This is a genomic window from Micromonospora sp. NBC_00617 (assembly GCF_045161355.1).
Taxonomy (GTDB): domain Bacteria; phylum Actinomycetota; class Actinomycetes; order Mycobacteriales; family Micromonosporaceae; genus Micromonospora.
In genome coordinates, this window is the sequence record NZ_CP107751.1 from 4,825,232 (window position 1) to 4,845,930 (window position 20,699).

At 71.3% G+C, this 20,699-nt stretch carries 10 protein-coding genes and 2 pseudogenes; 6 read left to right on the top strand and 6 right to left on the bottom strand.

Annotation, left to right across the window (positions count from 1 at the left end; all coding sequences use genetic code 11):
• Positions 1–137: 137 nt before the first annotated feature.
• Complete coding sequence (locus tag OG505_RS22100; protein WP_405427160.1) at positions 138–2,999, top strand: BTAD domain-containing putative transcriptional regulator; 2,862 nt, start codon at positions 138–140, stop codon at positions 2,997–2,999.
• A 369-nt stretch (positions 3,000–3,368) separates the two neighbouring features.
• Here the strand turns inward: OG505_RS22100 and OG505_RS22105 are convergent, their stop codons facing one another.
• Entirely contained in the window at positions 3,369–5,177 is a 1,809-nt protein-coding gene (locus tag OG505_RS22105; protein WP_405427162.1) for a S9 family peptidase, read from the bottom strand.
• 94 nt (positions 5,178–5,271) lie between these two features.
• On the opposite strand from OG505_RS22105, the gene OG505_RS22110 reads away from it, so the two are divergent.
• Complete coding sequence (locus tag OG505_RS22110) at positions 5,272–6,243, top strand: GNAT family N-acetyltransferase (protein WP_405427163.1); 972 nt, start codon at positions 5,272–5,274, stop codon at positions 6,241–6,243.
• A 45-nt stretch (positions 6,244–6,288) separates the two neighbouring features.
• Here OG505_RS22110 and OG505_RS22115 read toward each other — a convergent pair whose 3' ends face one another.
• Positions 6,289–8,085 carry a BTAD domain-containing putative transcriptional regulator gene (locus OG505_RS22115; RefSeq protein WP_405427164.1) on the bottom strand — a complete coding sequence of 599 codons (1,797 nt, stop codon included), beginning with the start codon at positions 8,083–8,085 and terminating at the stop codon, positions 6,289–6,291.
• Between the two features lie 636 nt (positions 8,086–8,721).
• Here OG505_RS22115 and OG505_RS22120 point away from each other — a divergent pair.
• Positions 8,722–9,918: pseudogene (locus OG505_RS22120) on the top strand (ABC transporter ATP-binding protein); the annotation flags it as partial.
• A gap of 125 nt (positions 9,919–10,043) precedes the next feature.
• On the opposite strand, the pseudogene OG505_RS22125 reads toward OG505_RS22120, so the two are convergent.
• A pseudogene (locus OG505_RS22125) lies at positions 10,044–10,673 on the bottom strand (AMP-binding protein); the annotation flags it as partial.
• The gene (locus tag OG505_RS22130) at positions 10,625–10,996 is read right to left on the bottom strand and encodes an AMP-binding protein (RefSeq protein ID WP_405434635.1); all 372 of its coding nucleotides are present in this window, start codon (positions 10,994–10,996) and stop codon (positions 10,625–10,627) included. The pseudogene OG505_RS22125 and the gene OG505_RS22130, both read right to left, overlap by 49 nt.
• 546 nt (positions 10,997–11,542) lie before the next feature.
• Between OG505_RS22130 and OG505_RS22135 the strand changes: the two genes are divergently transcribed.
• Complete coding sequence (locus OG505_RS22135; protein WP_405427166.1) at positions 11,543–12,040, top strand: flavin reductase family protein; 498 nt, start codon at positions 11,543–11,545, stop codon at positions 12,038–12,040.
• A gap of 80 nt (positions 12,041–12,120) precedes the next feature.
• Here OG505_RS22135 and OG505_RS22140 read toward each other — a convergent pair whose 3' ends face one another.
• Positions 12,121–13,284 (bottom strand): acyl-CoA dehydrogenase family protein, encoded by a 1,164-nt coding sequence (locus OG505_RS22140; RefSeq protein WP_405427168.1) that lies wholly within the window; start codon positions 13,282–13,284, stop codon positions 12,121–12,123.
• Between the two features lie 251 nt (positions 13,285–13,535).
• Here OG505_RS22140 and OG505_RS22145 point away from each other — a divergent pair, with 251 nt between their 5' ends.
• Positions 13,536–14,963, top strand: a complete 1,428-nt coding sequence (locus OG505_RS22145; RefSeq protein ID WP_405427170.1) for a UDP-glucose dehydrogenase family protein — start codon at positions 13,536–13,538, stop codon at positions 14,961–14,963.
• A gap of 150 nt (positions 14,964–15,113) precedes the next feature.
• The gene (locus OG505_RS22150) at positions 15,114–20,006 is read left to right on the top strand and encodes an SCO7613 C-terminal domain-containing membrane protein (protein ID WP_405427171.1); all 4,893 of its coding nucleotides are present in this window, start codon (positions 15,114–15,116) and stop codon (positions 20,004–20,006) included.
• 191 nt (positions 20,007–20,197) lie between these two features.
• On the opposite strand, the gene purE is transcribed toward OG505_RS22150, so the two are convergent.
• A complete protein-coding gene (gene purE / locus OG505_RS22155) occupies positions 20,198–20,689 on the bottom strand; it encodes a 5-(carboxyamino)imidazole ribonucleotide mutase (RefSeq protein WP_405427173.1) in 492 nt (163 codons plus the stop codon).
• Positions 20,690–20,699: the final 10 nt, after the last annotated feature.

Below are 20,699 nucleotides of genomic sequence, written 5' to 3' on the forward strand. Positions count from 1 at the left end.
TGTGCTGAACGCCGGCCAACCACACCCCCGTGTCGGTCGAAAGAAGAATCACGGACCACCCATGCCGAATCCTTCCCGTATTCTTCCCAACGCCGGAACTCGTCAGATCGACAGCCGTGGGAATCGGGAAGGTCGTGGTGGAGCTTCGGGTCCTGGGCCCGGTCGAGGTGTGGAACCGTGGGGTTCCGCTCCAGTTCGCTCGGCGTCAGCAGCGAGTGCTCCTGGGGATCCTCGCGCTGGAGGCGAACCAACTGGTCACCGGCGACCGATTGATCGATCTACTGTGGGGTGAGGAGCCGCCCAAGCGGGCACGCGCGGTGTTGCAGACCCGGCTGTCCGAGATTCGTGCGATCCTCGACCTGGCCGTGGACCCCGATCCAGCGGTTCTGCTGGACACCACGGGTGGTGGTTACCGCCTGCGGGTGTCACCCGAGCAGGTCGACGCCCAACTCTTCCGCAACCTGGTCAGCGATCAGCGGACGCGGGGCTCCGACGACGAGGCACGGTCGATCCTCCGGTCGGCGCTGGCCCTCTGGCGCGGGCCGGTCCTCGGCGGATGGCTGCCGGCCGAGGGGCAGGCGGACCTGGCCCAGGGCTTGGAGGCGTTGCGTCTGACCGCGAACGAGGACCTCTTCGACGTCGAGCTCCGGCTCGGCAACCACCGCGACATCGTCGACGACGTCGTCGAGTTGGCCGGCAGGCATCCCACCCGGGAACGGCTGGTCGGTCAGATGATCCAGGCCCTGGCCCGGTCGGGACGAGGCCCCGAGGCGCTGACGTCGTTCGACAGGTGGCGGCGGTGGTTGCGAGACGAACTGGGCACCGACCCGTCGGCCGAGATACAGGCGATCCACCTCGCCGTACTGCGGGGCGCCGATGGCCCGGCGGACACCGACGGCAGCCGGGCGGCTGTCGCCTCCACCCAGCCGCCGCCCCCTCCGGACGGGCAGCGACGAAGCTCCCGGGCCGGGTTCCAACTCAGCACGCCGCGGCACCTTCCCGCTGACATCGCCGACTTCTCCGGGCGGCAGTCCGAGCTGGCCAGGATCGAGAAGATCCTGCTACGTCCGGGCGCTGGCGCCCGGATCGCGGTGGTGTCCGGGCCCGCCGGTGTCGGAAAGACCGCATTCTCCATCCACGTCGCGCACCGACTGGTCGGCTCCTTTCCGGACGGACAGCTCTACGTCAACCTTCGTGGCGCGGACAGCGATCGGGGCCTCGCGCCGTTCGAGGTGCTGGGTCGGTTCCTTCGTGCGCTCGGCGTCGACGGGCTCCACCTGCCCGCGACCCTGGACGAGCGGACGGACCTCTATCGAGATCTGCTCGCGGATCGGCGGCTGTTGCTCCTGTTGGACAACGCCGCCGCCGACGACCAGTTGTCAGCCCTCATCCCCGGCAGCACGTCGTGCGGCGTCCTAGTCACCAGCCGCGCCCGGCTGGGCGCCATCCTCGGCGCACAGACCGTGGCGCTCAAGGTGATGGACGCGGCGGATTCCGCGCTCCTGCTGACCCGGATCGCCGGCCCGGGCCGGATGCTCGACGGGGCATCCGCCACCGCCCTGCTCAGCCGTTGCGCTTACCTGCCGCTGGCGATCCGGATCGTCGGTGCGAAGCTGGCCGCCAAACCGCACTGGACCGTCGACCGGCTCGTCCAGATGCTCGACGACGAGCGCAGCCGGTTGGACCGGCTCTCGCACGGTCACCTCGACGTCCGCGCCAGCCTGGCACTCAGCTACCAGGTGCTGAGCCCGGCGGCGCGGACGCTGCTGCGCCGTCTCGGCGACATCGAGGTCGCCGAGGTCAGCGACTGGCTCGCCGCCGCGCTGCTGGACACCACTGCCGACACCGCACAGGAGCTGCTGGAACAGCTCATCGATGCCCAACTGCTGGACTTCGCCGGCCACTACTCGTCCGGTCAGCCGCGCTACCGCCTGCACGACCTCGTGCGCCTCTTCGCCCGGGAGCGGGCGTTGCCGGAGGCCGCTCCCGGGGAGCTGAGCGCGGCACGTGGCCGGGCCTTCGGCGCCGCGCTGAGCATCATCGAGCGGCTCATCCACACGCTGTACGGCGGGCTCAGCCTCACCATCCAGGGCGGGACGCCACGGTGGGAGGTCGACGAGGTTCTCGTCGGCTCGTCGGCGACCGATCTGCTCGGCTGGTTCGATGTGGAACGCCCCACCATCGTGTCGATCATCAACCGAGCGGCCCGCGACGGGCTCGCCGAAACCGCCTGGGATCTCGCCTGCACGGTGTCCCCGCTGTTTCCGTTGCGCCGGCAGTACGACGACTGGCAACGCGTCCTCGATGTCGCCTGGGAGAGCGCGGTCGCGGGGAACGACATTCGGGGGCAGGCGGCTATTTCCTACCGGTTGGGGATGTTGAGCCTCGACCGCCAGAAAATCGACAAGGCCGACGATTACCTCACGCATGCCAGGCGACTATTCGACGACATCAGCGACGCCCACGGCGTGGCGGTGGTGGATGCGTACCTCGCCATGGTGATGCGTTTCCGGGGCCAGCCGGACGGGGCGTTGGATCGGTACTCGTTGGCGCTTGAGGGTCTGCGGGACACCGACGTGGGCGGTGCCGCCTTCGTCCTGCGGGGCATGGGGCAGGCCTACCTGGATCTCGGTGACCGGGACGGCGCCAAGGTGCACCTGGACAAGTCCCTCGCGCTGTACGACACGATCGGTCCCGCGCCGATGGCACGCGGGCAAGCGCTGTTCTGGCAGGGTATGTGCCTACTGGCGGCGGGCGCTCACGAGCAGGCGGCCCCACTGTTCGACCACGTCCTGCAGATCACCGCGGTCCTCGGCGACCGGCACGGGCAGGCCCAGGTGCTGCGCGGACTTGGCATCTGCCACCATCGGGCGGGTCGCATCCCGCAGGCGCGGGCGTCGCTCGACGAGGCGCTGCGGCTGATCCAGCAGCCGACGCCCTCGATCGTGGAATCGTTTGTGCTGCGGACTGTTCGTGATCTCTTTGGCGACGATGGATGACCTGTCGGGCATCAATGGGCCCCACGGTCGATGACACAGACGCTAGGATTCTGCCGTCCATTTGGTGATCGGCATTGGAGAGCAGTTTTGAGGAAGCACATCGCTGCCGTGGCAGCTGTTTTCGCCGTGGCCCTGTCCGTCTCCGCTCCGCAGATGGCCTCGACGTCGGCGGCGGGGACGAATCCCACAGTCGTCGGTTCGGTGAGCTGCGACTGGTGCGCGCCGGAGCGCTGAGCAGCTGCACCGAGGCACAACGAGCCTCCGCGCGTCGGCCAGTCTGAGCACGTGGTCGGGGGCCAGGTCGGATGACCCGGTCGGCCGACGGTCGCGCCTCACCTGTGGGCGTGCCGTCGGCCGACCGAGCCGGCGTCATTGACCGAGATGCTTGACCAGAAACTCGCCCGCGTCCGCGAAGGCCTTGGCCTGGTTGTCCCGGCGGAGCAGGCCGTGCCCCTCGTCCGCGAAGATCTCGTACCGCACCTCCACCCCACGCGACCGCAGCCGCTGCACGATCTGATCGCTCTCGTGCTGGGGCACCCGGGGATCGTTGGCCCCCTGAATGACCAGCAAGGGCGCCCGGATCTGGTCCGCGTGGGTGACCGGTGAGCGGGCCATCAGCCGGTCCGCATCCGCTTCCGGGTCACCGATCACCGCGGCCACCAGCGAACGCCACGTCGGAGGCGAGGCCTTCGCCAGGGTGACGAGGTTGCTCGGCCCGTACAGGTCGACGCCGGCGGCCCAGTCCAGCTCCGGCAGCCGGCTGAGGCAGGACAGGACCGCGAAGCCACCGTACGACGCGCCCATGATCCCGATGCGGGCCGGATCGACCCACTCCTGGCTTCGCAGGAAGGCCACCGCGTCGGCGAGGTCGGTCAGATCTCCGCCGCCCCAGTCACGGTTCACCAGGTCCGAGTAGGCACGGCCATAGCCGAGAGAGCCGCGGATGTTCGGGGCGAAGACGCCGACACCGTGCGCGAGCAGGTACTGGTAGAAGCCGTCGTACATGTAGACCGGCAGTTCCTGCCAGGCCGGACCACCGTGCACCGAGATCAGGACACCGGCCGACTCCTGACCCTCGGGACGGTAGAGGAAGCCGGGAATCTGACGGCCGTCGCCGGCTGGATAGCGGACCAGCGTCGGCGCGACGAATGTGGCAGGGTCGGCCGCGACCGGCCGAGCGTCGCTGAGCCACCGGAGTTCGCCGGTGTCGAGTTCGATCAGGAGGATGTTCCACGGCTGGGTCGCCGTCGAGAATCGCAGCACGACGAAGCGCCCGTCGGCCGAGACGGTGAGGCCGGTCGCCGCCCCGGCGGGCAGTTCCGGCATCCGGATGTCGGCGCCGGTGCCGAGGTCACGACCGCGCAGTTGGCAGAAGCCGTCGACGTTGACGTTCCAGACCAGCACCCGCCCGTCAGCGGAGAGGGCGACCTCCTGCACCTCCCAGTCCGGCGTGTCCAGCCAGGTGAGGGCGCCGGTGTCCGCGTCCATCACGGCCAGACCGGTGAACTCCCGTTCGAAGTTCGACATGACCAGGAAGCCGCTGCCGTCCGGCAGCCACGGGCCCAACCAGTACGTCGCCACACCGTCGCGCGACGTCAGCGAACGGGGCTCGGCGCCGTCCAGGGACGCCACGTACACGAGGTGGTCACTGTTCGTGGTCCGCCACTCGGCGACGGTGAGCCTGGTCCCGTCCGGAGACCAGTAGCCGGGAAACGTCCTGCCACCGCCCGCGTACACCCGGCGCACCTCGGCGGACGCCACGTCGAGGACCAGCACGTCCTGGTCGGCGGGGGTCCGATCGTTGCCGCAGTACGCGACGAACCTGCCGTCGGGGGAGAACGGATCGCCCTCGGCCGCGGAGAACTGCACGTCCGGCACGTCGGTGAGCCGCACCGGGTCCCCGCCGCCGGCGGCAATCCGGTGCAGTTGCGTCTTCTCATCCCCGTGGTCATCGGCCAGGTACAACAGCCATTCGCCGCCGGGGTGCCAGGCAACCCTGCGGACCGTCGAGTCGGTGTTGGCGGTCAGCCGACGCGTGGCGCCGTCCGACAGTGACTGCGTGACCAGGTTGAACTGGCCGTTTCGGTCGTCGACGTAGGCGATCTGGCTACCGTCGGGGGCGATGACCAGCGTCGGCAGGAATCTCAGGCCTGACTGAAAGTCGCGGTATCCGGGCATGAAGGAGATCCTAGACACTCGATGTCCTCGGGCGTTCGGTCGATGGCCCGCGGTCGATCCCATCCTGGGCCCCACCTGGATAGGATGCCCATCGATGAAGATCCTCAATTGGATGTCGGCCACCCTGGACGACGCGGAGCCGCTGGCGGCCCTCTTTCGACGGGCCGAGGCGAGCGCGCCCGTCGGCCTCGATCAACGCCCCGAGGGCGTCCACCTGCGGCTGGCGACTCTCGGGCCCGACCTTGCTCGGCACACGCTTGTCGGCGTGGCCGACGACGGAACCGTCGCCGCGTACGCGGAGGTCGCCGACATGGGGGAGGTCGATGGCGTACGTCGGCTCCGGTTGACCGCCGTGGCCCATCCCGACCTGCGGGGCGACGTCCGCACGGAGCTGCACCGGTGGCTCGTCGAACGGGCCGAGCAGTTGCGGCGGAACGGCGGAACGGCGCGGGCGGCCGTGCTCGGTACCCGGTGCGCCGAGAACGACGAGGCCGGGCACCGGCTGCTTGTCGAGGAGGGCTTCACGCCGGCCCGGCACGAACGCGACCTCGTCCTGGCGGTGCCGGAGTCGCCGCCCACCGTGGCGTTGCCGCCCGGACTGGTGCTGGAGCCCGTCGACGCGCGGTACGAGGAACTCACCCGGCTGGCCCACAACGAGGCCTACGCGGACAGCCCGGCGGCGGTCCGGCCGGACCAGCGCACGTGGCCGCAGCACGCCGTCGCGCACCCGCGGTTCCTCCCGGGCCTCTCCTGCATGCTGCTCGCCGAGGAGGGCCGGGCGGACAACCCGGTCGCGGCCTTCCTGTTCGCGCTCGCCGACGAGGGCACGGACGAGCCGACCGCGCTGCTGCACTGCCTCGGCACCCGACAGCCCTGGCGCCGCCACGGCCTGGCCACCGCGATGATCGTGCGGGCCCTGCACCAGGCCCGGTCATCGGGCTACCGCCGGTTGCGACTCCAGGTGAGCGACACCAACCACCCGGCGCTGGCGCTGTACCGCGGGCTCGGCTTCACCGAATCGGGACGCGGGCACGCGGTGCTGATGCGACGGCTCGCCGCCGACTGACGGAGAGGGCCACCCCGGGCACCTCGGCTGGTTCCCGCCCGGTGGTCAGCTCGCGGCGCGGGCCGTCGCCATGGCGAGCAGCCGCATCAACCCGGTCATCTGGAACTGGCCGCCGCCGAGTTCGTTGACGGCCACCTCCTCGACGAACCGGGCCTCGACCAGCATGTCGAGAACCTGCTCGGCCTCGGCCTTCGGGATGCCCGGCAGGCGCAGGGAGGTCGCGGTGAACGGGTCCGGGCCGACATCCTCGAGCATCGACAGGCTGCGCCGGGCCGTGTCCGGCAGCGACCGGAAGGCCGACAGCAGGTGCCGACGCAGCGACTCGTCACCGAGGGACAGCTCGTCGAGACGGCGTGCCGGGTCGGCGAGGCGATGCGCGAGCCGGCGTACCGGCCACAGTGGACGGGCTGCCAACCGGGCGCCGCAGACCCGTAACACGGCCGGCAGCGCGTCGCAGAACTCGACGACGGCCCGGGCCGCGGCCAGGTCGGCGAGGATGCGCTCCTCTCCGCCCATCGCGGCGAGCAGCACCATGCCCTCGACCATCCTCATCGGTTTGAGGGAGATCGCGTCCCGCCACCCGGCGACCATCAGGTGCGAGCGGCTGATCAGCAACACCGTCGCGGACGAATGGTTCGGGGTGAACGCGCTGAGGTCGGTGTCCGTCCCGACGTCGTCAAGGATGATCAGCACCGGGCGGCGCGCGGTCACGGCACGGAACCGAAGGGCGAGCTCCTCGGCGCTCCAGGCCGGTTCGACGCTCCACCCCAACCCGTACAGCAGGCGTTTGAGCACCGCGGGCGCGGGCAGCGGTGCGCCGTTCGCGTCGGTGAGCGAGGCGTACGCGGTGCCGCCGACGAACGCGTCGGCGCATCGGTGGGCGGCCCGCACCGCGAGCGCGGTCTTGCCGGTGCCGACAGCACCGGTGAGCACGACCTGGCGGGGGCCGTTGATCGTGGCCCGGTCGGCGGTGAGCAGCTTCTCCAGCGCGGCCAGTTCGTTCGTCCGGCCAACGAAGTACGGCTCGTCCGGTGGCAGCGTCACCGGGGCAGGTCCGGCGACGACGCTCAGTGGTTCCGGATGCGCCGGGATCAGCGCTGCCGGCGCGTCGCTGATCAGGACCTCTCGGTGGGCTCGGGTGAGCGCCTCGCCCGGACTCACCCCCAACTGCTCGGAAAGCTCCCGGCGTGCCTGGTCGTAGGCGACCAGAGCCTCGGAGCGGCGGCCGGTACGGTGCAGCGCGAGCACCAGCTGGGCTCGGAACTGCTCGCGTAGCGGATAACGCGCCACCAGTTCGGTGAGTTCTGGGATGAGCCCGAGGCTGACGCCCAGGTCGAGCTCGACCGTGGCCTTGCGCTCACACGCAAGCGTGTACGCCTCGTCCAACCAGGGCCGATGCCGCTCCGCCAGTGCCTCGGTCACGTTCGCCAAAGCCGGCCCGCGCCACAGCGAAACAGCATTCTGTAAATCGATCACCGCAGCCGCGCGATTGCCCTCGGCCAACCTCTCGGCACCACGCGCGGCCAGATTTTCGAAAGCGAAAAGGTCAACGAATGAATCGCCAATGTCGAGCACGTAGCCCGCGTGCTCGCGCACAATCCTGACTTCGGAGCAGAGGCTCTTGCGTAAGCGTGACACGTAGGTGTAGATCTGCGCGTCGGCTGTCGCCGGCGGTTTCCAGCCCCACAGCAGAGAACTCAACTCCGCGTGCGGCACCACCTTTCCCCGCGCCAGCAGAAGGGCGGCGACAACGGTCGCGATCTTCGACCCGGACGACATGACGCGTTGTCCGTCACGCCACACCTCCACCGGTCCTAACACACGAAACTGCAGCTCACTCACAGCACCACCTCCACCTTCGGCATTACGCCGAGGCATAGCCCCCGTATGATTCTTGAGCAAATGCAATTAGACTGCAGCGTCGATTTACGCTGGAACCCAGTTAAAAGTATTAATCGTGGCCATTTCCGCCCCTGACCGCTCGACATTGGCGTCGAGTCCGTCATCCGTCAACGCGAGCCGCGTCGAATGGGTGTCGGTTAATCGCAATCGGGAGGTCGACTAAAGTCTCATCCACTAAGCGCATGCCAGCAGGCAAGGTCGCAATCGGAATGCCCAGCAAGCGCAACGTACCATACACCGCACCCGATGTACTACACCCGTCCGGAGGCTTCACTCGACACTGGATCCGCCACCGCGCGCCGGGCAATTCGGGCAACTCGGGTTGGGTTGGCGCACTCATTAGTAAATTGCTACCCACCCTGCCCCGGCGCTGGGCGGCACGCGTCCGGCAGCGAGAAGATAGAAAAAATATGGATGCCTGCCGAATGCTTCCCTCGGTCTCGCCGACAGACGCCCGCGCGACCCACGGACACTTCGGTAGGACCCCCTATGCCCAGCCTTGCTCGCGCTCCGATGCGGCTGCTCCTCGGCTACCTGCGACCGCACCATCGCGGTCTCGCGGCCGGAGCTGGTCTGATGTTTGTCGGTGGCCTGGTCAACCTGGCCCAGCCACTGGCGGTCAAGCGTCTTCTCGACGGGGTGACCGGCGGCACGTCGTTCGCTGAGCCGATGCTCCTGCTCGCTGCCCTCCTGGTGGCCGGCGCGCTGATCGGCGCCGGTGGCATGTACCTGCTGGAGGCCACGGCCGAGAGCGTGGTGCTCGACGCCCGCCGCCGCCTGATCGACCGGCTGCTGCGCCTGCGCGTCGGCGTGATGGACCGCGCCGAACCCGGCGACCTGCTGTCCCGGGTCACCGGCGACACCACCCAACTACGCGCCGCGGCCACCACGAACATCGTCGATCTCGTCACCGGCGTGTTCCAGATCGGCGGCGCGGTCGTGCTGATGGCCCGCCTGGACCTCGTTCTGCTCGGCGTGGTGGCCCTGGTCCTGGCGCTGCTACTCGGCGTCACGGCGCTGCTCGCCGGGCGGATACGCGACGTCAGCGAACGGACTCAGGCGGCGGTGGGCAGGCTCGGCGCGGTGCTGGAACGGGCACTCGGCGCGTTTCGCACGGTCAAGGCCAACGGCGCCGAACGGCAGCAGACCGCGACGGCGCACCGTGCGGCAACCCAGGCCTGGCAGCACGGCCGGCGGGCGGCGCGCTGGGTCTCCGCGGCCGGCGTCACCACCGGCCTCGCCGTGCAGCTGGCGTTCGTCATCGTGCTCGGCGTCGGTGGCGCCCGGGTCGCCGCCGGTGACCTGACCGTGTCGTCCCTCGTCGCCTTTCTGCTCTATCTCTTCTACCTGGCCGGGCCGGTGTCCCAGTTGGCCGGCGGGGTGACCGGGTTGCAGACCGGGCTGGCCGCGGTCGGCCGGATCGACGCGGTCGTACGACTGCCGGCCGAGGATCCGGACGAGCAGGCCGAGCCGAACGCCGAAGCGACGCAACCGGTGTCGGTGGCGTTCCACAGTGTGTCGTTGCGCCACCGCCCGGAGGATCCGGACGTGCTCACCGACGTGACCCTGCGGATCCCCGCCACCGGCCTGACCGCACTTGTCGGCCCGTCCGGCGCCGGCAAGAGCACGCTCCTCGCGCTGGTCGAGCGTTTCCAGGACCCGACCTCCGGCCACGTCGAGGTCGGCGACCGCGACATCCGGCGGTGGCCGCTGCGTGAGCTGCGGGCCCGGATCGGATACGTCGAACAGGATGCCCCGGTGCTCTTCGGAACCCTGCGCGACAATCTGAGTCGGCCGCGTGCCAGCCCGAGGCGAGGGAGACGCCGACCCGGCCGTTGGAGAGGTTGTCCACCATGGCCCACTCCTCGGCGATGCGCAGCGGGTGGTGCAGCGGCGCGGTGGAACGCGGCGAAGGTGGTGGTCTCGGTCGGGCCGTACCCGTTGACCAGCCGCGCGGGCGGCGAGCCGGCGAGCAACCGCCGTACGACGGACAGGTCGAGCTGCTCACCGCCGACGAGGACGGTGCCGACGCTGCGCAGCGCGGCCGGACGTTCCCGGGCGATCAGGTGGAACAACGAGGTGGTCAGGAACAGCACTTCGACCGACAGGTCGTCCAGATGCGTCGTCCACTCCTCGAGGGGCAGGTCCGTCACCGCCGGCAGGGGCACCACGCAGCCGCCGGCGGCGAGCGCGCCCCAGACCTCGAAGGTGCTGGCGTCGAATGCCGGATTCGAGGTGTGGGCCACGCGATCACCGGGCGCGACGGTGCAGAACAGCGGCTCGACCACCAGCCGACCCACCGCCCGGTGCGGAACCACGACCCCCTTCGGCTCGCCGGTCGAACCGGACGTGAACATGACGTAGATCGGGTCGTCCGTGTCGATCAGGTCCGGAACCGGGCCGGGCGCAGTCGGATCGTCGGCTGCCGCCGGGTCGACACGCCGGGCGGCACCGAGCCACGGCTCGTCCTGATCGGCGATCACGACGGAGACGCCCGCCGTGTCAAGCGTCCGGCGCACCCGGTCCACAGGTGCCGCGGAGTCACCGGCAGGTATGCCGCGCCGGCACGCGCCACCGCGAGCATCGCCACGATCAACGACCGACCGCGCGGCAGGGATAGGGCGACCACCTCGCCCCGGCCTACGCCCAGCCGGCGAAGGTGGGCGGCCAGCGCGCCGGAGGACCGCCACAATTGCGCGTAGCTCGTCGCTTCTGCACAGGTCGGGTCAAGAATGGCCGGGCTATCCGGTCGGCTCTGGACCCAGCGCTCGACGAGTGACGGCACCGCTCGCGAACATTCTGCTGGCAACACATTCCCCCTGAATGCGCTAGCGACAATGAGCAAGGGCATCACGGATGACAATGTCTCCGCGTGGTAGTCCCGCGCCACATTACCAAGACAGCACCGAGCGCAATAGTGATCCGGGTCACATCAATCGGGCGGAGCGGTCGACTCCGCCTGGATAGAAAAATGGTGAAATAGTACCACCTAAGATTACCTAGAGTGAAACAACGGTTCCGTTGCGCATCGCGGAGACCTTCGGCGCCGGCACGCCGCAAAGCGGCCCCAGCACGGCCATGACCTGCAATTTTCCGACTACGCGACGCCCTCGTTCGAACACCTGGGAACAATCCGTAGACCCGCATCACGGAAAGTAGCCATCTCCCACACCGAGGCCGAAGTCCGTTATCATCGCGGACGCTTCAAGCATGAACCGATCTCGACGCCGACAATTCCGGACCGCCTTCGAACTCTTCGCCGCGTGACCGGCATTCATGCTGGCCAAACCCAATGTCGCCGACGTTGATTGCATTCATTTCGGTCAACCGGTCGATCACTCCGCGCCCGCCCTCGGTCGATCGCGGGCCGGCGGCGACCGGAACGGAGGACAGACTCGTGAACCCACCCGCGCCAACGGTTGAACCCGACCAGTTCCGGCACGTTCTGGGCCACTTCGGCACAGGCGTCACGACGGTGACGGCCCTCGATCCCGCATCCAACCGGCCGGTCGGCCTGACCGTGAACTCGTTCGCGTCCGTCTCGCTACGCCCGCCGCTGGTCTCCTTCTGCGTCAGCCGGGACAGCGGGAGTTGGCCGATCATGCGCGCCGCCGACCGACTCTGCGTGAACATCCTCTGCGTCGAACAGCAGGCCGTCTGCGAACGCATGGCCGCCTCCCGGGTGGACCGCTTCCGGGACCTCGACTGGGAGCTGTCCCCCGGTGGCGCGCCGATACTGGCCGGCGTGGTGGCCTGGGTGGAGGGCACGGTGGAAGCCGAACATGACGCCGGCGACCACGTCATAGTCGTGCTGCGGGTGCACCACCTGCACGGTCGGACGGACGGGCAGCCCCTGCTGTTCCTCCGCGGTCGCTACGGCCGCTTCACCTACTGAGCGCGACGAGCTGCCACCGCCGAGCGGTGCTCCTCGACGACGCCAGCCCGGGCAGTACGGACCATGCAGACGGCCCTCGATCAGTCCTTCAGGAGCTGCCGCGCCATGACGATGCGCTGCACCTGGTTGGTGCCCTCGTAGATCTGGGTGATCTTGGCGTCGCGCATCATCCGCTCGACCGGGTAGTCACGGGTGTAGCCGTAGCCACCCAGCAACTGCACCGCGTCGGTGGTGATCTCCATGGCGGCGTCGGAGGCGAAGCACTTGGCCGCCGCGCCGAAGTAGGTCAGGTCGGCGTCGCCCCGCTCGGACTTGCCGGCGGCGGCGTACGTGAGCTGCCGGGCCGCTTCCAACTTCATGCCCATGTCGGCGAGCATGAACTGGATGCCCTGGAACTCGGCGATCGCCTTGCCGAACTGGCGACGCTCGGCCACGTACCCCTTGGCGTAGTCGAGCGCGCCCTGCGCGATCCCGACGGCCTGCGCGGCGATGGTGACCCGGGTGTGGTCCAGGGTCTTCATGGCGGTGGCGAAGCCGGTGCCCTCCGCGCCGATCATCCGGTCGGCGGGGATCCGCACGTTGTCCAGGTAGACCTCGCGGGTGGGCGAGCCCTTGATGCCGAGCTTCTTCTCCGGAGCGCCGAAGCTCACCCCGGGATCGGACTTCTCGACGACGAAGGCCGAGATGCCCCGGGAGCGGGCAGCGGGGTCGGTGACGGCGAAGACGGTGTAGAACTCGGAGACGCCGGCGTTGGTGATCCACCGCTTCACGCCGTTGAGCACCCAGTGATCCCCGTCACGCACCGCCCGGGTCGTCATCGACGCGGCGTCGCTGCCCGCCTCCGGCTCGGAGAGGCAGTACGAGAACATCGCCTCGCCGGCCGCGACCGGGGTCAGGTAACGGCGCTTCAGGTCCTCGGAACCGGACAGCAGCAGCGGCATCGTGCCAAGCTTGTTCACCGCCGGGATCAGCGACGAGGACGCGCAGGCGCGCGCCACCTCCTCGATCACGATGGCGGTGGCCAGCGCGTCCGCGCCCGCACCGCCGTACTCCTCGGGGATGTGCGGCGCGTGGAAGTCGGCGGCCCGCAGCGCGTCGTAGGACGCCTTAGGGAACTCCCCGGTCTCGTCCGCCTCGGCGGCGTGTGGAGCCACCTTGGCGGCACAGACCTCACGGACCGCCTCCCGGATCGCCTCGTGCTCCTCGGGCAACCGGTAGACGTCGAACGACTCCCCTGCGGCCATGTCGGCCCCTCCCCTTCACCGCTATCATGCGCAGTCTGTGGCCTCCCCTGACCGCCGACCGCGCAGACTGAAGGATAGCGACTGCAGTTCAGGTGATGTTACCGGCGCGTAGGTATGGGCATGACGGAGCACCCGCGCCGCTGGGCGATGATGGAAGGCAGACAGTTGAGCCACCCCTTCGGTGCCCGGCCAGGCGCCGCAGCAGAATGCGACGCGACGACGCGCCGCCAGTGCGAGCGGAGAAGACAGGCGTGACGATCCCCTACCCCACCATCCAGCCGACCCCCGCCATCGCCGCGGTGACGCCGCCTTCGGGCGCGCCTCGGCCGCGGGTGACGTTCCTGGGGACCGGTTACCTCGGTGCGACGTACGCCATCTGCTACGCGGAACTCGGGTACGAGGTGCTCGGGTTCGACGTCGACGCGGACAAGATCGCGAAGTTGAACGCCGGCGAGGTGCCGATCCACGAGCCCGGCCTGGACGAGCTGCTCAAGCGCAACCTGGCCGCCGGCCGGCTGCGGTTCTCGACCGACATCGCCGAGACCGCCGAGTTCGGTGACGTGCACTTCATCTGCGTCGGCACCCCGCAGCGGGCCGACGGGATGGGGGCCGACCTGTCGTACGTCGAGGCGTCGGTCACCAGCCTCGCGCAGCACCTGACCCGCAAGGCGCTGATCGTGGGCAAGTCCACGGTTCCGGTGGGCACCGCCGAGTGGGTCGAGCAGCTGGTCGGCAAGCACACCCCCGGTGACCTGGGCGTCGAGGTGGCGTGGAGCCCCGAGTTCCTCCAGGAGGGCTTCGCCGTCGACGACGTGCTGCGCCCCAACCGGATCGTGGTCGGCGTGAAGAGCGAGTGGGCCAACGGCATGCTCTACGCCGCGCACAAGGGTGTCTTCGACCTGGCCGCCACCGAGGACCGCGAGGTGCCGCTGGTGGTCACCGACTTCGCGACGGCCGAGCTGGTCAAGGTCGCGGCGAACGCGTTCCTGGCCACGAAGATCTCCTTCATCAACGCCATGGCCGAGGTCTGCGAGGCCAGCGGCGGCGACGTCAGCCAGCTGGCCCGGGCAATCGGGTACGACCCCCGGATCGGCAACCGGTTCCTCCAGGCCGGCCTCGGCTTCGGTGGCGCCTGCCTGCCCAAGGACATCCGCGCCTTCCAGGCCCGTGCGCAGGAGCTGGGCGCCGGTGAGGCGCTGCGCTTCCTGCACGAGGTGGACCTGATCAACCTGCGCCGCCGGACCCGCGTCCTCCAGCTCGCGGCGGACCTGCTCGGCCGCCGCTCCGGGCCGGCCGGCCCGGACTTCTCCGGCACCCGGATCGCCGTGCTGGGCGCGACCTTCAAGCCCAACACCGACGACGTCCGCGACGCCCCGGCGCTCGCCGTCGCCGCGCTGCTGCAGAAGGCCGGCGCCGACGTGCACGTGTACGACCCGCAGGGCACCGAGAACGCCCGCCGCGCGGTGCCCGAGCTGACCTACGAGGCCGGCATCAACGAGGCGGTCGCCGGCGCCGACCTGGTCTGCGTCCTCACCGAGTGGGCGGACTTCCGCAACGCCGACCCGGTCGCCCTGGGCGAGCTGGTCGGCGGTCGCAAGGTCGTCGACGGGCGCAACTGTCTCGACTCCGCACTGTGGACCCAGGCCGGCTGGGAGTACCGGGGCATGGGCCGCCCCTGACGGTTCGCCACTCACCGGCCGGTCGCGACGCACTCTGCGCGGCCGGCCGGTGATGTTGTTTGCCCCGGACCCGCCGACAAGTGTCGAAATCCGCGCCAGCTTTGGGCATGCTGCGACAGTGGGAGTCCACAGCGCGGGTGGAGGGGTGTCGTGGCGAACTTTCAATGCTCCTCGTGCGGCCGGGAGATCAAGCCGGCCGTGCAGTGTCCGCACTGTGGGGCCGACCAGCCCCAGTGGGTCGAGCATCTGGCGGACATCGAGCGCTCGATCGCGGAGATGAAGGCGCGCGACGCCGCCATCGCCCGCGAACAGCGGCAGATCGCCGCCAAGATGCAGGCCGCCCTCTTCCAACGGGACATCCTCGCCCACGCTGGCGAGGAGCGGATCAAGCAGGCCACCCTGCCCCGCCGGGTGCTGCGCCGCCGCCCCGGTCGCCGCCCGCCGACGGCCACCACCGGCGCCCCGCCCCGGGTTCCGCGCCAGGGCACCCCGCCCAGCCCGGAGGATCCGCCGCCGCCCCCGCCCCGGGCGTCCTGGCTGGACGCCGACGACCCCGAGCACCCGCCGGAGGCGTCCTCGCGGGAGGTGCAGAACATCCCTCTCGGGTTGGGCGCGCTGCTGCTCGCCGTGGCCGCGGTGGTCTTCGCCGCGGTGGCGACGAGTTCGATGGACGCGCTGGCCCGCCTCGGCGTCCTGCTGGTCGCCACGGTGTTGATGCTGCTCGCGCCGCCCGCGCTGGCCCGGCGCGGGCTCACCTCCACCGCGGAGACGATCTCCGCGGTGGGTCTGCTGCTCGTGCCGCTGGCCGGGTACGCGCTGTGGGCGGTGGACCGGATCGGCGACGCCTCCGGCGCCGTCTTCGCCGGTCTGATCTTCGCGGCCACCGCCGCCGTGTCGGTCGGGTACGCCGCCTGGACCGGGCTGCGCGCGCCCCGCTTCGCGACAGTGGTCGCCGCGCAGCCGGTGCTGCCGCTGCTGGCGTACGACCGGATCACCGGGCCGGGCGGCTGGGCGCTGGTGCTGACCCTGGTGGCCCTGCTCGACCTCTGGCTGGCCCGCTCCCCGATAGTTGTGGAGCGCCCCGTTCGGCAGGACCTGCCGAGCCCGGCCAACGGATCGACCACCCCCCGCCAGCGTGACGCCGAGGCCCGACCGGAGGCCGACCCGGAGGAGGCCGGCGAGCTGATCGACGCCGGGGCGGGCACCGCCGACGCCCGGCCCGCCCGCCCGGTGCCCGGGCTGCGCGAGCTGACCTGGTCGCTGCACGCGGTGGCCGTCGCGGTCGCCCTGGCGTACGCGGTCACCGCCCTGCTGCGGGCAGAGGCCGTGCCGACGGCGACCGGCGCCGGGCTGGTCCTCCTGCTGGCCGCCGCCGTCGGGCTGGCCGGCGCGCTGGTGCTGCGCCGCCCACCGCTGCCCGACGTGGCGGCCGGCATCGTCACCCTGGCCGTGATCGGCGCGTTCGGCCGGATCGTCTCGGTGGCCCTGCCCGGTCAGGCGTTGCTGCTGATCGCGGCGGTGATCACGGTGACCGGGCTGGCGGTCCGCGCGGTCCCCGAGACCGCCCGACGCGGCCCGCAGATCGCCTCGGCGGTCGCCCTCACCGTCAGCGGCCTGGTGGTCGCCGGGGGAGCACTGCGCGCCGGAGTCGCTCCGGTCCGGGCGGCACTACCCGCCTGGGACGCCGACCTCGACCGGTACCCGGCCGAGCTGGCCGCCGCCGTCGGCCCGACCACGTGGCAACTCGCCGCCGCCGCGTTCCTGCTCACCATCGCCGCGGTGGTGGCCCTGCCGCCGGAGATCCGCCGCGAGTTCGCGATCGCCGGTGCCGCGCTGACGGCGCTCGCCGTACCGGCGTCGTTCGGCCTCGGCTGGGCCTCGGCGCCCTGGCCGATGGTGGTCACCGCGATCGGCATCGGGGTCATCGGCCTCTCCGCGCGTACCACCCGGGCCGCCCCGGCCCACGCGGCCGGTGCCGCCGTGGTGGGCCTGTTCGCGGCGGGCGCCGGCCTGTCCCGACCCGCGCTCACCGCCGCGGTCCTGCTCACCCTCTTCGCGGCCGGCACGCTGGTCGCGCTGGCGCCCCGGGTCCGGATCGCGTCGGCCGCCGCCGACACGGTCACGGACTGGGCCGCCGGAGGGGCGGCCTTCGCGCTGCCCGGAGCGGTGGCCGCGTTCGTGGCCGCCACCATGCCCGTCGACGAGACCCCCACCCCGGCCAGCCTCCGCGAGGCGACCGTTCCGGTGCTGGCGGCGAGCTTCCTGGCCGTCTGTGTGACCCTCGGGTACGCCGCCATGGTGCAGGTCTCCCAGCGGCGCATCCCGGCGCCCCTGTCGGTCGGCACCGGGCTGGGCGCGCTCGTCGTCACCGCCGCCGCTTTCGGCGCACCCGGTGCGACGGTCGCCGACGCCTGGGTCGGGGCGCTGCTGCTGGTCGCCGCGGTGCTGCTCTTCCTGGCCCCGTCGATCGACGCCGGCCGCCGCTCGGATCTCACCCTGGACGGCTCGGACCTGGCCGCCGCGGCGGTGACCACCGCCCTGATCGCCACGATGGTGCGGATCGCCGCGGTCCTCGCTCCGGGTGGGCAACTGGCGGTGGCCGCCGGCCTGGTCCTGGTGGTGGCCGTGGGCGCCCGCGCCATGCCCGAGGAGTGGCGACGCGGCCCGATCCTCGGCATCACCGTCGGCGGCCTGCTCATCGGGGTGCTGGCCGGCTGGACGGCGCTGCGCGGTGGGGTGGGCGTGCTGGCCACGCCCGGGCCGATCTGGGACGGCGACCTCAGCAACTGGCCGGCGGCGCCGACCGGCGGCGCGACCTGGCAGGCGCCGCTCGCGCTGCTGCTGTTGGCCGTCGCCGCCAGCGTCCTGCTTCCGCCGCCCTGGCGGTGGGACGCGTCCGGGGTGGCCGTGGTGCTCGCCACGATCGGCGCACCGGCCGCGTTCGATCTGCCCTGGTGGTCGCCGGTGCTCGTCGGGGCCATGGTCGCCACCGTCTACGGGATGGCGGCGGTGGCCAGCGAGGAGGCCCGGGCCGGGCTGTCCCGGGCCACCGTGGCCGGGGTGGTAGCGCTGCACGGGGCGGGCGCCGGCCTGGTCCGCCCGTGGACCACCGCGCTGGCGCTGGGCAGCATCGCGCTGATCGGCATCGTGGTGGCCGCGCTGGCGCGCGTTTTGGCCGGGCCGCAGGTGACCGACCTGGAGACCGAGGGCATGCCGCCGCACCTGGCGCAGATCGGCGGCGCGGCGGCCGGTGCCGCACTGCTCGCGCTTCCCGGCGCGGTGGCGGCGCTGGCCGTCGAGTTCCAGCACTCGGCACAGGTGGTGCTGACCGCCGCGCTGGCCGCGTCCAGCCTCGGTCTGGCCGGCGTCGCCGCGGTACGCCGGCATGTTCCGCAGTACCTGCCCTGGGTCAGCGTGGCCGTGGTCGGCGGTGCCAGCATCAGCGCGCTCGCCGCCATCCCCACCGGGCTCCCGGCCGGGGTCTACGCGGCCGCCGCCGCGCTGCTCGGTGTTCTCGCCGAGCTGATCCGCGCGGCGACGGTGCCGCCCACCGGTTCCGCCCAGCCGGTCCGCCGCTGGGCGGTGCTCCTCGACGGCGCGCTGCGGCGACTGCCGGACGACCCGGACCGGCGGCGGTGGCGGGTCAGCCCGTCCGCCGGCGCGCTGGCGGCCGCCGCGCTGCCGACCGCCCTGGCGGTCGCGTCGATCGCGCCGGCCCTGATCGTCGCCCTCGTCGAGCCGCACCGCACGTTGAGCCGGATCTGGCAGGGTCCGCCGCCGGAGCTGCTCACCCCGCCGCCGGACGTGGTCAACCCGACCCACGTGCTGACCGCGCTGCTGCTCACCGCGACGGCTGCCCTGGCCGCCACCGGGTTCAGCGGCGGACGGCGGTCCCGTGCCGTACCCGTGGTGCTGCCCGGCGCTGCCGTCACGCTGCTGATCGCGCCCATCGCGCTGGGCAGCGGGTGGCCGGCGAGCACGCTCGCCGCGCTCTCCGTCTTCACCATCTCGATGCTCGGCCTCGCCCTGACCCCGCCACCGCCCCTCGTCGAGCCGGCCCGTTCGCTGCGGCTGGCCCGGGTGCTGGTCTTCGCCATCGGCCTGGCTGCCGGTGGGGCCGGTCTGGCCGGCAGCCTGGCCGACCGGCAACTGACCCTGTTCACCCTCGGTGGCGCGGTCGGCGTGGGCGTGGTGGCGGCCCTGTTCGGCACCACCCAGCGGGCGCGCATCCTCGGCTGGCTTTTCGCCTCGCTGATGGCCCAGCTCTTCGTGCTCACCGCCGGCCTGATCGTTGGGCTGGCCGCGGTCTGGTCCGCGTTCGGGGTGCTCGCCGTCGGAGCGGTCCTCCAGGTGTTCGCCGCGACCCTGCCCCGGCTGCGCCGCCCCGAGGCGCAGCGCGAGGCCGCCACCGTGCAGTGGAGCGGGTACGCGGCGGCCCTGATCGCGCTGGCGCTCGCCTTCGACTCCCCCCGGCACATCGCCGCCCTGCTGGCCGCCTGGGGAGCGGTCCTCGGCGTGGCGGCGACCCGTCCCGGCCGGCGGCCGGTGGAACGCCGAATCCTCTTCTGGGCGGTGGTGTTCTGCGAGATCACCGCCTGGTGGATCCTGATGCGCGTCGCCGACGTGGCGCTGCCCGAGGCGTACACGCTGCCGTTCGCCGCGCTGGCCCTGCTGGTCGGTGTGCTCGAACTACGGCACCGACCCGATCTGAGCAGCTGGGTGGCGTACGGGCCGGCGTTGGTCGCCGCGTTCCTGCCGACGCTGGCGATCGTGCTGGCCACCGATTCCAGCACTCTGCGGCAGATGCTCCTGCTGCTCGGTGCGGTGGCGGTGCTGATCTTCGGCTCGTCCAGCCGGCAGCAGGCCCCGGTGATCGTCGGCGCGTCGGTCACCGCGATCGCCGCGATCCACGCGCTGTTCAGCCTCGGCCCGTGGCTGGCGCTGATCCCCGTGGGGCTCCTGTTGCTCGTCCTCGGGGCGAGCAACGAACGCCGCCGCCGCGCCCAGGAACGCCTCCAGACCGCGCTGCGCGGCATGAGGTGAAACCGGAGGGTCACGGCGGCGTGGGTGGGTGGGCACGGTGAGTGGGCCGGGTTCGCCCGCCCCGGTCCTCCGCGATCTTGCACTTTCTGTCGCTGCATAGGGGGCAAATGCCGCGTTACCACCACCGAAACTGCAAGATCGCGGAGGTGGGTGGGCGGGCCCCTGGGGGGTGGGTCGCGGGGGCGGGAGGGTTACGGGAGGGTGGCTTGGAGGGCTGCGTCCTTGGTCTTGATGAGCTGCTCCAGGTCCCGCTGGTAGGTCGTCATGCGGACGCGCAGGGTTTCGTCGGAGGCGCCGAGGATCCGGACGGCCAGCAGGCCGGCATTGCGGGCATTGCCGATCGACACGGTGGCCACCGGAATCCCCGCCGGCATCTGCACGATGGACAGCAGCGAGTCCATCCCGTCGAGGTGCTTCAACGGCACCGGCACGCCGATCACCGGCAGCGGCGTCACCGAGGCGACCATGCCCGGCAGGGCGGCGGCACCACCGGCACCGGCGATGATCACCTTGAGCCCCCGGTCGACGGCGTCGCGGCCATAGTCGATCATCGCGACCGGAGTCCGGTGTGCCGAGATGACCCGCACCTCGTAGGACACCTCGAAGTCGTCCAGCACCTCGGCGGCGGCCCGCATCGTGGGCCAGTCCGAGTCGCTGCCCATAATCAGTCCGACTGTGGTCACCGGGGGTTCT

Excerpts from the sequence above, each read along its gene's own strand:
- OG505_RS22105 (WP_405427162.1), bottom strand. The coding sequence starts at position 5,177 with ATGCCCGGATACCGCGACTTTCAGTCAGGCCTGAGATTCCTGCCGACG.
- OG505_RS22110 (WP_405427163.1), top strand. The coding sequence starts at position 5,272 with ATGAAGATCCTCAATTGGATGTCGGCCACCCTGGACGACGCGGAGCCG.
- OG505_RS22130 (WP_405434635.1), bottom strand. The coding sequence starts at position 10,996 with ATGCCCTTGCTCATTGTCGCTAGCGCATTCAGGGGGAATGTGTTGCCA.
- OG505_RS22140 (WP_405427168.1), bottom strand. The coding sequence starts at position 13,284 with ATGGCCGCAGGGGAGTCGTTCGACGTCTACCGGTTGCCCGAGGAGCAC.